The sequence below is a fragment of the Micromonospora lupini genome, from assembly GCF_026342015.1.
Taxonomy (GTDB): Bacteria; Actinomycetota; Actinomycetes; order Mycobacteriales; family Micromonosporaceae; genus Micromonospora; species Micromonospora lupini_B.
Genome location: NZ_JAPENL010000002.1, coordinates 1,727,511 through 1,739,656, shown reverse-complemented (window position 1 = coordinate 1,739,656; position 12,146 = coordinate 1,727,511). Strand labels below are relative to the sequence as shown.

Sequence of the window (12,146 nt, the reverse complement as noted above, 5' to 3'; positions counted from 1 at the left end):
CTGGTTTGCTCGCTCCGCTCGCTCACAGGTGTGCCACCCCGTCCGGCACCTCGTAGAAGGTGGGGTGGCGGTAGACCTTGTCGGCGGCCGGGTCGAAGAAGGCGTCCTTCTCGTCCGGGCTGGACGCGGTGATCGCGCCCGCCGGCACCACCCAGATCGACACGCCCTCCTGGCGGCGGGTGTAGAGATCGCGGGCGTTGCGCAGGGCCAGCTCGGCGTCCGGGGCGTGCAGGCTGCCGACGTGGGTGTGCGACAGCCCGCGTCGCGCCCGCACGAAGACCTCCCACAGAGGCGAGTGCTCGTTGCTCACGCGGCCACCTTCTCCCTCTTGTCGGCCCGCTTGGCGGCGTACGCCGCGGCGGCCTCGCGTACCCATCCGCCGTCGGCGTGGGCGGCCCGGCGGTGCGCCATCCGCTCCCGGTTGCACGGCCCGTCGCCCTTGATGACCTGCATCAGCTCGTCGTAGTCCGGCTGGGTGTAGTCGTACGCCTGCCGTTCCTCGTTCCAGCGCAGGTCGTCATCGGGGATGCGCAGCCCGAGGACCTCCGCCTGCTGGACGCACATGTCCACGAAGCGTTGGCGCAGGTCGTCGTTGGAGAAGCGCTTGATCTTCCAGGCCATCGACTGGGCGGAGTGGGTGGAGTCGCCGTCCGGCGGGCCGAACATGGCAAGCGACGGGTACCACCAGCGGTCCACCGCGTCCTGCGCCATGGCCTGCTGCTCCGGGGTGCCGTGCGCCAGGGTGTGCAGGATCTCGTAGCCCTGCCGCTGGTGGAACGACTCCTCCTTGCAGACGCGGATCATCGCCCGCGCGTACGGCCCGTAGGAGCACCGGCACAGCGGCACCTGGTTGACGATCGCCGCGCCGTCCACCAGCCAGCCGATCGCGCCCACGTCCGCCCAGGTCAACGTGGGGTAGTTGAAGATCGAGCTGTACTTCTGCCTGCCGTCGAGCAGCAGCTGGACCATCTCGTCGCGGCTGATGCCGAGGGTCTCGGCGGCGGCGTACAGGTAGAGACCGTGGCCCGCCTCGTCCTGGACCTTGGCCAGCAGGATCGCCTTGCGCTTGAGCGAGGGCGCCCGACTGATCCAGTTGCCCTCCGGCTGCATGCCGATGATCTCGGAGTGGGCGTGCTGCGCGATCTGCCGGATCAACGTCCGGCGGTACGCCTCGGGCATCCAGTCGCGCGGCTCGATCTTCTGCTCCGCGTCGACCACCCCGGTGAAGTACGCCGCCAGGTCCTCGTCCGGTGCGGGGCCGCCGCGGCGTTCGCGCGCGGCGGCGGCGCGCAGCTCCGCCTCGGCCGCCTCGACCTCGCCGAGCAGGCCAGCGCCGGGCGCGTCGTCCGGTGCGTCGCCCGGGGCGGAGAAGTCGTTGCCATACATGTCGACAAGTGTTACAGCTTGCGCCCCGATGCACTAGGGGGTGTAACAGGAAACCCGAGTCACCTTCCGTCACCGGTGGGCATTTCCCGACCACCCAGCGCAACTCATTCGCCTATGACGTGGGTCACCGGCAGAAGATGAAACCCCCCAGAAACCCCATACCGACCGGATTTTGCACCGATATCGCACGTTCAGTGGTGTCGAACCCTGGCACCCGGCCCGCTCGGACGTAGACTTCTGCCGGTCACACGATCGGCTGCCCTCCCGCCGGCTCCACAGAGGCCACCTCCCCCGGCCTCGGCGTAGCGCACCGGTCGCCCCGGACAACGAAGCCGGTCCCCCCGGCCCTGACATCTGGAGCTCACCCAACTCATGCGATCCCGCGTGACCATGGTGCTCGCCGTCGTGGCGGTTCTCCTCGGTGGCGTCCTACTGGTTCCCACCGCGTACGCCCGACTCTCCGCCGACGACAGCAGCGGAGGCGGTGGCGGCGGTGCCGCCAGCAGCAGCGTCGCCGCGCCCGCACCCACCCCGCCGCCACCACCCACGCTGGCCGCCGGCCGGGTGTCGGTGGCCTTCAAGGGTCAGTTCTTCTCGTGGGCCCTGATGGACCGGAAGACCGGCAAGATCTCCGGGTCGGCGAACATGGCCGCGACCAGCTCCACCGAGTCGATGATCAAGGCGTGGATCGTCTCCGACTATCTGCGTCAGCTCAGGGACAGGGAGCCGTCGGCCGCGCTGAAGGAGGCGGCCCGGCTGGCCATCATCGACAGCAACGACACGGCCGCGAACAAGGTCTATGCCGCGGCGGGTGGGTCCTACAAGCCGGTGCGGAGCAGCATCCCCGACCCGGTGATCCAGCGGGCGATCAAGATCTGCGGCCTCACCGACACCAAGCGCGGCAACACCGAGCCGTACACCGGCTTCTGGAGCTTCACCCGGATGTCCCCCCGGGACGCCGTCCGGCTCGGCGACTGCATCGCCGACGGCAAGGCCGCCGGGCCGAAGTGGACGAAATGGGTGCTGGACCAGATGAGCAAGGTCGAAGGCACCACCGCCAAGAAGGACCAGAAGTCCTCCTCCGGCGGTGGGCGCTGGGGGATCATCGACGGCCTGCCGAAGTCGATCACCGCGCAGGGGCCGGTCAGCATCAAGAACGGTTGGACGCCGATCGCCGGCGACGGAAACTGGCACGTCAACTGCCTCGCCGTCAACGGCAAGTGGAGTCTCGCGGTGATGCTGCGCTACCCGATCGGTAGTGGTCTGGACTACGGCGCACAGGTCTGTGCCAGCGTGGCCACCCAGCTGGTCACTCCGCAGCCGGGCGCCGCGCTCAAGGTGCCGCAGCAGCCGGTCGGGAAGCTCTGATGGCCGGCAACCGGCGGGCCGGCCGGCGCGGCACGGGCGAGACCTCACCGCTGCGCCTGATCGCTGTCGCGGTCATCCTCATCGGGCTGGTGCTGGTGTCGCTACGCCTCCTCCCCGGTTCGCCGTTCGAGTCGTCCGCGGCCGCCCAGTGGGGTGACTCCGAGGCGACGACCAGCGACCGGCAGACCGGCGCGGCCACCGACCGCAGTGCCCGTCAGCCGTCCCCGCCGTCGCCGTCGCCGAGCCCCAGCCCCTCGCTCGCGCCGTTGCCGTTCCAGGCCAAGGACCTCAAACTCGACATCCAGGGCTGGTACTCCTGGAGCGTGCTGGACCGCCGGACCGGAAAGATCATCGGCTCGAAGAACATGGGCGAGACCAGCACCACCGCCTCGATGATCAAGTCCTGGATCGTCGCCGACTACCTGCGCCGCTCCGCCGACGCCGGCCGGACGCCGAGCGACGCGAAGCTCGCCGACGCCACCCGGATCATCCGGGACAGCGACAACACCCGCGCCGAGCAGTTCTACAACGATGTCGGCCGGGACGCCTCGATCAAGCGGCTGCTCTCCATGTGCAAGCTGACCGACAGCAGCGTCGCCCCCGACAAGGGCTGGAGCCGGACGGCGTTGTCCCCCCGAGACACCGCACGGCTGGGCAACTGCATCGCCACCGGCACCGCCGCCGGACCGAAGTGGACCAAGTGGCTGCTCAACGAGATGAAGCTCGTTCGCGGCGCCGGTGACTTCGGCATCCGCAAAGCCTTCCCGGCGGCGGAGCAGAAGAATATCGCCATCAAGAACGGGTGGATCGACCGGACCAGGGAGCAGGAGATGCACATCAACTGCCTGGCCATCGGCGACACCTGGACGATGGGCGTGATGGTCAAGTACCCGATCGGCATGGGCTACGACTACGGCATGAAGAACTGCGAGAAGATCACCGAGGCGCTGCTCCGCCCCGGCGCCTGACGCCGCAGGGGCGGCTCAGCCGGCGAAGAACTCCGGGCCGCCGTCCGGCAGCGCCGGGGTCTCACCGATCGCGGCAGCGCGCCGGGCGAACTCCCGCAGCCCGGCGACCTGTCGCTCACCGAGCGAGAAGTCCAGCGTCCGGAAGTACGTGGCAAGCGTCGCGGCGTCGAACGTCTCCCACCGCGCCGCCGACTCGGCGACCTGGTCCAGCTCGGCCAGGCAGAGGTCACGCGAACGCAGGAACGCCTCGTGCACCTCCTTGACCAGGCCCGGATGGGCGGCGGCGAAGTCACGGCGAACCGCCCAGACGGCGAAGACCATCGGCAGCCCGGTCCACTCCCGCCACGCCTGCCCGAGGTCGGTGACGGTGAGGCCCAGCTGCGGCGCCTCGTACAGCGCCCGCAGCGCCACGTCCCCGATCAGCACCCCGGCGTCGGCCTCCAGCAGCATCTGGGTCAGGTCCGGCGGACAGCGGAAGTAGTCGGGGTGGACGTCGTACCGCTCGGCGAGCAGCAGCTGGGCCAGCAGCACCCCGGTACGCGAGGTCGACCCGAGCGCCACTCGCCCGCCGTCCAGCTCGGCGAGGGGCTTCGTGGACACGATGTTGACCGAGAGCACCGGCCCGTCGCTGCCCACCGCCAGGTCCGGCAGGAGCAGCAGCTCATCGGCGTGCTTCAGGTACTCCACGAAGGTGATCGGGCCAATGTCAAGATCGCCGGCGACAAGCGCCGCGCTCAACCGGTCCGGCGAATCCTTGTGCAGGTCCACGTCGAGCAGGGCACCCGAGCGCATCAGGCCCCAGTAGATCGGCAGGCAGTTCAGGAACTGGATGTGCCCGACCCGCGGGCGTGCGATGCGCTCAGCCATGACCCGACCGTATCCCCGGCCTCCGGCCCCGGCTCGGCGGGTCGGCCCGGAGTGGCCAAACCCGCATCCGCCCCGGTCGGCTGCTGGTCCTCCGGTGCATCCGACCGCTCGCGTTCGTGCCCGGCGGGCTGCCGGCTCTCGCATCCACCTGGCTCCTCCGTGGTCGGCCCGCGTACCGCCCGGGCGACGACCGGCACCAGGGCCAGCACCACCAGGAGCCCGGCCACGCCAACCGCCGCGATCAACGGCCGGGGCGGAACTCGCGTGAGCAGCGCGCCGCCGACCAGGTAGCCGGCCATCGAGCCGCCCTGCACCGCCGCACCGTAACCGGCGTACGCGCGGGCGCGCATCGCCTCCGGCACGCGGCGGGCGGTGAGCAGGTTGGCGAAGACGTTGTCCGCGCCGTTGGCCGCGCCACCCACCAGCCAGAGCGGCACCAGCAGACCCGCCGCCGGCACCCACGCGGCCAGCAGCACCATCAGGCTGCATCCGGCCAGCGTGACAAGCACTCCACGGACCAGCGCGCCGTCGTCGTCGAGCCGGCGGGCGAGCCGCGCGGCCAGCCAGCCACCGGGCAACATGCCAGCCATCCAGGCGGCGCCCACGAGCCCGTACGTGGTGGCCGAACCGTCAAGCGTCTCTCGGATGAAGAAGACCTCGATCACGTTGATGCCGCCGATGGCCGCGATCACCACGGCGGTGCTCACCACCATGACGAGCAGCAGCGGATCCCGCCGCAGTCGCCAGCTCCGGGCCGTACCACCAGGGGTGGCCCGCTCGGCCGCGTCCGACCCGGCACTGCCCGACGGGCCGGCGGTCGACACGTCACCCGCGGCGGCTGCGGTCCGGCGACCGCCGCGCCGGGTCCGCAGCAGCAGGCCGGCCACCACCAGCGCCAGGTAGGTCGCAGCGTCGACAAGCAGCGGTACGCGGGTGCCGAACTGCCCGACCAGCAGCCCGGCAAGCACCGGGCCGCCGAGTGCGCCGAGGGAGACGGCGGTCTGGCTGATCGCGCTGGCGCGGGGCAGGTCGGCCGGTCGGACCATGGCCGGGAGCAGCGCCGCCAGGCAGGGCTGGGTCACCGCGAGCCCGCAGGCGAGCAGCGCGACGAGCCCGACCACCAGGACGGGGTGATCGACCACGGCGAGCAACGTGCAGATCGCGGCCTGGGCCAGCCCGACGGTCACCAGCAGGGTACGGCTGTCGACCCGGTCGGCGAGCCGGCCGGCGAGCGGTGCCAACGCCACCAGGGGCAGGGTCGCCGCGAGCAGCAGCCCCGACACGGCGAGCCCTCCGGCGCCGGCACCCTGCAGGGCAAGCGCGAGCGCGGTGGCGGCGAGGAAGTCACCGCAGATGGTGGTGCCCCGGGCGGTGGCCGCCACCCAGACGTCCGTCCAGCGCGAGTCGACAGTTGTGAAGGACATACTTCGAAAATAATCCTTCACAACTGTCGTGCACAACCCCCGCTAGGCCAGCGGCACCGCCCGGTACTGCACCGCCACGGCACGGGCACCCGGCGGCGGATCGGCTCGACGTCGAGCCTGGTACGGCCTGAGCAGCGCCACGACTGCCTCGTTCAGCCCGGTCAGCTCCTCCGCCGTGAGCACGAGCATTGCCTCGTTGAACAGCGCCGCGTCGTACCACTCGGCGGGCTCGTCCCCGGCGCGGCGCGACCACTCCCGGATCCGCTCCATGGCCAGCACGGTGTGCGCCTCCACCAGAGCCTGCTCCGCAGCCCGCGCCTCAGGCCCGGCCTCGCGGCCCGCGTCGACCATCAGGCTGGGGCTCAGCGTGCGCCACACCCGCTCCCGGGCGTCGCCCCGGCTCGGCGCCTGCTCCACCAGGCCGAACTTCGCCAGCGCCCGCAGGTGGTAACTTGTCGCGCTCGGCGACAGTCCGACGATCTCCGCGCACTCGGTGGCGGTGCCGCCACCCTCACGGCTACTCAGATATTCCATGATCGCGATCCGGGCCGGATGCGCCAACGCCCGCATCACCTGCGGGTCACTGACCATCCGACGCGGCTCGGGACGGGCCTCGGTCATGCCCCCATGATCCCGGCCAGCCACCCGACCCGCCATCAGCCCTGGAGTCGCGCCAACCGCAGCATCGCGTCCCGCCCTCGACCCGGTCGGCATGATCTTCGGCCGAGGCCCTGTGGGATCGGAGAACGCTTATGACCACATCCGGCGGGATTCGTGGCGTGCGGTTGGTGGCGGTGGCGACGGTGGGCGCTCGACCGGATCGGGATGGCCTGCGCGACGAAGGGAAGGTGTCCGCTGCCGCCATGCACAACCTGCCGCACTGCCTGATGGCGGGGCTGCGCGGTCGGCTTCCTCGGGAGCACTGCCGCGGCGGGCCACCTCCCCGCATTGCCGGATCACGGGCCGCGCGGTCGGCTTCCTCAATTGGGCGCTGCCGCTGCGGGCCACCTCGCCAGACCGTCTGATCGCGGGCCGCGCGGTCGGCTTCCTGGACGGCCAGAAGTGTCGTACACCTGTTCTATTGTCATTTCATGTTGAGGGGTTTGGCGCAGGCGGCGGGTGCCGTCGACGACTGCGCCGAGGCCGCGTTGTGGGCCCTCCCCGACGACGAGCTGCTCGCGTCGCTCGACGCGGCGCACGTGGCGGCGCAGCGTCTGGCGGCCGTCCAGCTCGCTCTGGTGCGCGAGCTGGACGCCCGTGGTGTCGCCGTCGCTCAGGGAGCGTCGTCCACGGCTGTCTGGTTAGGGGAGCGGCTGCGGCTCTCGGGCCGGTCGGCCCGACAGATGGTCAAGCTCGCCGCCACCATCGACGCCGCCCCGCAGACTGTGCGCGACGCCCTGCTCGGCGGCCGCCTCACCGTGGAGCAGGGCCGGGTGGTGGCGGAGACGGTCGCGGCCCTGCCGGTCGAGGCCGGGCCGGCGGTGGCAGACAAGGCCACCGAGCTGTTGATCTCCTGGGCCGACCGCTTCGACCCGACCATCCTGAGTCGTCTCGGGGAGCGCGTCCTCACGCACGTCGCACCCGACCTGGCCGACGAGGCCGAGCTGGCCGCCCTCGACCGGGCCGCCGATCGGGCCGAGGCTCGCCGGCACGTCACCCTCTCCGAGCCCAGGGACGGGCAGGTACGCCTCACCGGGAACCTCGACACCGAGACCGCAAGCCTGCTACGCGAGGCCATCGATCCACTCTGTGCCCCGGCCGGCGAGCACGACGACCGAAGCCCTGGCCAACGCCGGGCGGACGCACTCGGCGAGATCTGCCGGCTGGCACTGCGCACCGGGCACCTGCCCGACAACGGCGGCGACCGGCCCCAACTGGTGGTCACCATGTCGCTCGAAGCGCTTCTCAACGGCGTGGGCGTGGGCACCCTGGAGACCGGTGCGCGTCTCACGCCGGGCGCTGCGCGGCGCCTGGCCTGTGACTCAGCCGTGCTGCCGGCCGTGCTTGGCGGCAACAGCCAGGTCCTGGACGTCGGGCGTCAGCGCCGGCTCTTCAGCGGTCCCCTGCGACGCGCGTTGGTGCTGCGCGACGGCGGGTGCGCCTTTCCCGGCTGCGACCGACCACCCCGTTGGTGCGACGGTCACCACGTCCGCCACTGGGCCGATGGCGGTGCAACGACGCTTGCCAACGCGGTGCTGCTCTGCGGCCACCATCACCGCCTTCTCCATCGGGGCGACTGGACGGTCCGCATCGCGCCGGACGGCCAGCCCGAATTCCTCCCGCCCGACTGGATGGACCCACTCCGCACCCCGCGTCGCAACCTCTACCACCGGCGCTGCTGAGGCCCGCGAGGCTCACCCTTCGCGAACCGGCCGAGCCCGCCCGCCGAACCACCAACGCAGCCCGGCGGCATAGAACAGCGACCAGGCTGCCAACGCCTATCCAGGCCGGCTCGGACGCACCGGCCGGCCCATCATCTGGCCCGGCCAGACCGGCGTATCGCTCGCGCCCGACATCAGCGAACCCATGCTGGTCCCACCCCGCCGGCCCACCAACACCGGTGATCAGGCCCGCCCGCGACGTCCCGCGCCCCGCACACCCGGTCAGCGCGCGAAGGTCTCGCGGCGCAGTGCCCGTCCGGCGCTATGTCGTTCGGCTGCCCGTCCTGCCCAAAATCAGCCGGCCCTCGCCTTCCGTCGGGCCACCCGACACCGGCCCCAGCCCTGCTCGCGACCTACGCGCCTCGTGCACCAGGACCGCGCAGTGATCTTGCAGGCAGGGCCCGCAGCGGTACGGCGTCGTGCGCCACGCCAGCACTCACGGGTGGTCTGGTCGGTAATTCGGTGGAAGGGGTCTCCGGAAGGGCGTAGCGTTGCAGCCCGCTTGACGGCCGAGGTGAGCTGCACCGGAACGGACGTCACCGCGCCGGGCGGGCGGCCATCCGCCCCCGGACACGCGAGCGCGCAGCAGATGTGAACGATGGGACGTCAGCATGCCCGCACCTGACCTGGACACCCACCCCGACACGGACCTGGTCGCCGAACGCGCCCATCTGGCCACCTCGCGTGCGGCGCTGCGCCGGATGCGGGAGCGGGCCGAAGCCCTCTTCTCGACCGGCGACCAGGTGGCCGGCGACCCCTACGCGGCGGAGATGCTCGGCCGTACGCTTGCCCGCCGGGTGGCCGAACTGGCCGACGACCCCACCACACCGCTGTTCTTCGGCCGCCTCGACTTCGGTGGAACCACGAGCGACGAGGAAGCAGCCACCGGACGCACGACCAACGCGACCACGACCAGCAACACCAGCAGCGGCAACGGCAACGCGGGCGGCAGCAGCAGCGGCAGCGACGGCGGCAACGGCGGCAGCAGCAGCGACAGCCATAGCGTCGGCGACCATGACGGTCGGCGGTATCACGTGGGGCGGCGGCATGTCACCGACGAGCACGGCGAGCCTCTGGTGCTGGACTGGCGGGCGCCGGTCTCCCGGTCGTTCTACCGCGCCAGCGCGCGCGACCCGCAGGGGGTGGCGGTCCGGCGACGGTTCGGGTTCAGCAACGGGGTGTTGACCAGCTTCGAGGATGAGCGGCTGGATCGGGGCGAGGAGCTGGGCACGACCAGTCGGATTCTCACCGCCGAGATCGAGCGTCCGCGCGTCGGGCCGATGCGCGACATCGTCGCCACGATTCAGCCCGAGCAGGACGAGTTGGTCCGGGCCGACCTGGCCGACTCGATCTGCGTGCAGGGGGCGCCGGGCACCGGCAAGACGGCGGTCGGCCTGCACCGGGCCGCGTACCTGCTCTATTTGCACCGGGAGCGGCTGCGGCGGGCGGGTGTGCTGATAGTGGGCCCGAACAGGGCGTTCCTGTCGTACATCGCGGCGGTGCTGCCGGCGCTCGGTGAGGTCGAGGTCGAGCAGGCCACCGTGGAGGAGCTGATCTCACGGGTACCGGTGCGGGCGGTGGAGGCGCCGGCCGTCGCCGCGCTCAAGCACGACGCGCGGATGGCGAGCGTCCTGCGGCGCGCGGTGCAGACACAAATCGGCACGCCGACCGACTCGATCACCGTGTCCGACGGGTCGTTCCGGTGGCGGATCGGGTTGGAGCCGCTGCACCGGATCGTCGAGGAGACCCGCCGGGAGGAGCTGCCGTACGGCACCGGCCGGGAGCGGGTCCGGGCTCGCGTGGTGAGTCTGCTGCAACGGCAGGCCGAGGCGCGGCGGGCGGAGTCGCCCGGCGATGCGTGGCTGCGCCGGATGAGCCGGTGCCGGCCGGTGGTCGACTTCCTGGACGCGGTCTGGCCGGCGTTCACCCCGGAAGGGCTTGTGCACGGTCTACTCTCCGACCCGGCCCGACTCGCCGCCGCCGCGGATGGGTTGCTCAGCGACTCCGAACAGGCGCTGCTGGTCTGGGCGAAGCCGGCCCGTACGCCGAAGGCCGCCCGCTGGACCGCCGCCGACGCGGTGCTTGTCGACGAGGCCGCCGGGCTGCTGGAGCGCCCCTCCGGGTTCGGGCACGTGGTGGTGGACGAGGCGCAGGATCTCTCCCCCATGCAGTGTCGGGCCATCGCCCGCCGCAGCGAGCACGGCTCGGTCACGCTGCTCGGTGACCTCGCGCAGGGCACCGCGCCGTGGGCGGCGACCGACTGGCGGGAGTCCCTCACCCACCTGGGTAAGCCGGACGCCGTGGTGGTTCCGCTGACTGTCGGATTCCGGGTACCCGCCGCGGTGGTCGCGTTCGCCAACCTGCTGCTGCCTGCGCTGGCAGTGGACGTACCGCCTGCCGAGTCGCTGCGTCACGACGGCGGCCTGGAGGTGCGTACCGTGGCCGATCTGACCGCTGCGACGGTGGCCGAGGTGCACGCGGCGCTCACGCACGTCGGTTCGGTGGGTGTGATCGCCGCGGACGACGCGGTCGACGAGCTGCGCGCGGCGCTGGCCGCAGCGGGCGTCGCCACCGCGACCGCCGACGACGTCACCGCCGCGGAGCGGGTCACCGTGGTGCCCGCGACGCTGGTCAAGGGTCTGGAGTACGACCACGTGGTGGTGGTCGAGCCGGCCGCGATCGTCGCGGCCGAACCACGCGGGCTGCACCGGTTGTACGTGGTGCTCACCCGCGCGGTGTCCCGCCTCTCGGTGCTGCACCGCGAACCACTGCCCGCGCCTCTGCTGCCGGCGCCGCCGCAGACGCCGTCGCAGGCCGCACCGCTGGCGTCGGCGCCGCTGTAGACCAGCCTGCCGTCGGCTGCGCTGCCACAGGCTGGACTGCCGGAGGCTGGACTGCCGCAGGCCGCGCTGGTCGAAGGCCGCGCTGGTCGAAGGCCGCGCTGGTCGCGGCCAGCTTGCCGGTGCTCGGGGCGTCGAGCGGGTCAGCGGCTGGTGAGTGCGGCGGCGACCTCGCGCAGTGGCTTGCCGGGCTCGGCGAGCGGCACCGTGAACGCCAGCCACGAGCCGTCGGTGAACTCGATCCGGAGGCGCTTCGGGTTGAGCCGGTGCCAACCCACGCGGGCGTCGGCCACCGTGGGTCGGGGCACGGACCAGACGATCCGGGTTTCGGCGGCGGCCCGCTCGTCGTCGGCCCGGCTCGACCAGAGTGTCACCGGCCCGGATGCGCACACGAGCAGCCGCCGGTCGGTGACCGCGAGAATGGTGTCCTCGATCGAGGTCACCGGAGGCGCCGGTCGCCGGGCGTAGCGCAGTGTGGAGGCGGCCGAGCCGGGGGCGCCCCGGCCGGCGACCCCGAAGATCACGCGGTCGACGATCCGGTCGCCCGCCGGGAAGGAGAGCAGCGGCACGAGCAGGTTGAGCAGCACCCCGGAGGCGACACCAGCGGCACCGGACCGGGCTGGACGCTGGGCGGCGGGCGGGTCGGTGACGGGCGGGTCGGCCGGCTGGACGCCCTGGGCGATCTCCGCCTTCGCGACGGCGAGCACCTGTTCGTCCGGCTCGACGAGGTTGGTCAACGGCACCTGGTAACCGATGGTGGCCATCGAATCAGTGTCCGGCCGCGCGGTCGGTCGACGACGCGGCGAACGCCGTCCGTGCCTCCAGCGCATCGTTCGGACCCGACACCGGCCCTCCCCTGTGTCCTGTGCGACGGATCAGCCCCACCGCCGACGACTCAGCCATTGCCGACCC

The 12,146-nt window shown here is 71.9% G+C and carries 10 protein-coding genes; 4 read left to right on the top strand and 6 right to left on the bottom strand.

What is annotated here, in order from left to right:
• Nucleotides 1-22: 22 nt before the first annotated feature.
• Both paaB and paaA read right to left on the bottom strand, forming a co-directional pair.
• The gene (gene paaB / locus OOJ91_RS22945) at nucleotides 23-310 is read right to left on the bottom strand and encodes a 1,2-phenylacetyl-CoA epoxidase subunit PaaB (RefSeq protein WP_266248073.1); all 288 of its coding nucleotides are present in this window, start codon (nucleotides 308-310) and stop codon (nucleotides 23-25) included.
• Nucleotides 307-1,386 carry a 1,2-phenylacetyl-CoA epoxidase subunit PaaA gene (gene paaA, locus OOJ91_RS22940; protein WP_266248072.1) on the bottom strand — a complete coding sequence of 360 codons (1,080 nt, stop codon included), beginning with the start codon at nucleotides 1,384-1,386 and terminating at the stop codon, nucleotides 307-309. The genes paaB and paaA overlap by 4 nt, the downstream gene beginning before the upstream one ends.
• Nucleotides 1,387-1,758: 372 nt before the next feature.
• Here paaA and OOJ91_RS22935 point away from each other — a divergent pair, with 372 nt between their 5' ends.
• Nucleotides 1,759-2,754 (top strand): hypothetical protein, encoded by a 996-nt coding sequence (locus tag OOJ91_RS22935; RefSeq protein ID WP_266248071.1) that lies wholly within the window; start codon nucleotides 1,759-1,761, stop codon nucleotides 2,752-2,754.
• Nucleotides 2,754-3,722 (top strand): hypothetical protein, encoded by a 969-nt coding sequence (locus OOJ91_RS22930; protein ID WP_266248070.1) that lies wholly within the window; start codon nucleotides 2,754-2,756, stop codon nucleotides 3,720-3,722. The genes OOJ91_RS22935 and OOJ91_RS22930 overlap by 1 nt, the downstream gene beginning before the upstream one ends.
• A 15-nt stretch (nucleotides 3,723-3,737) precedes the next feature.
• Here OOJ91_RS22930 and OOJ91_RS22925 read toward each other — a convergent pair whose 3' ends face one another.
• From OOJ91_RS22925 to OOJ91_RS22915, 3 genes are read right to left on the bottom strand one after another with little or no spacing between them, the layout of a single operon-like run.
• Nucleotides 3,738-4,589 carry a menaquinone biosynthetic enzyme MqnA/MqnD family protein gene (locus OOJ91_RS22925; protein WP_266248069.1) on the bottom strand — a complete coding sequence of 284 codons (852 nt, stop codon included), beginning with the start codon at nucleotides 4,587-4,589 and terminating at the stop codon, nucleotides 3,738-3,740.
• A complete protein-coding gene (locus OOJ91_RS22920) occupies nucleotides 4,541-6,013 on the bottom strand; it encodes an MFS transporter (RefSeq protein ID WP_266248068.1) in 1,473 nt (490 codons plus the stop codon). The genes OOJ91_RS22925 and OOJ91_RS22920 overlap by 49 nt, the downstream gene beginning before the upstream one ends.
• Before the next feature lie 42 nt (nucleotides 6,014-6,055).
• Entirely contained in the window at nucleotides 6,056-6,634 is a 579-nt protein-coding gene (locus OOJ91_RS22915; RefSeq protein WP_266248067.1) for a winged helix-turn-helix domain-containing protein, read from the bottom strand.
• Between the two features lie 470 nt (nucleotides 6,635-7,104).
• On the opposite strand from OOJ91_RS22915, the gene OOJ91_RS22910 reads away from it, so the two are divergent.
• A complete protein-coding gene (locus tag OOJ91_RS22910; protein WP_266248066.1) occupies nucleotides 7,105-8,355 on the top strand; it encodes an HNH endonuclease signature motif containing protein in 1,251 nt (416 codons plus the stop codon).
• A 650-nt stretch (nucleotides 8,356-9,005) separates the two neighbouring features.
• Nucleotides 9,006-11,237: a HelD family protein gene (locus OOJ91_RS22905; RefSeq protein WP_266248065.1), complete on the top strand. Its 2,232-nt coding sequence runs from the start codon at nucleotides 9,006-9,008 to the stop codon at nucleotides 11,235-11,237.
• Between the two features lie 140 nt (nucleotides 11,238-11,377).
• Here OOJ91_RS22905 and OOJ91_RS22900 read toward each other — a convergent pair whose 3' ends face one another.
• Nucleotides 11,378-11,998, bottom strand: coding sequence for a hypothetical protein (locus tag OOJ91_RS22900; protein ID WP_266248063.1), 621 nt, complete (start codon nucleotides 11,996-11,998; stop codon nucleotides 11,378-11,380).
• Nucleotides 11,999-12,146 lie beyond the last annotated feature (148 nt).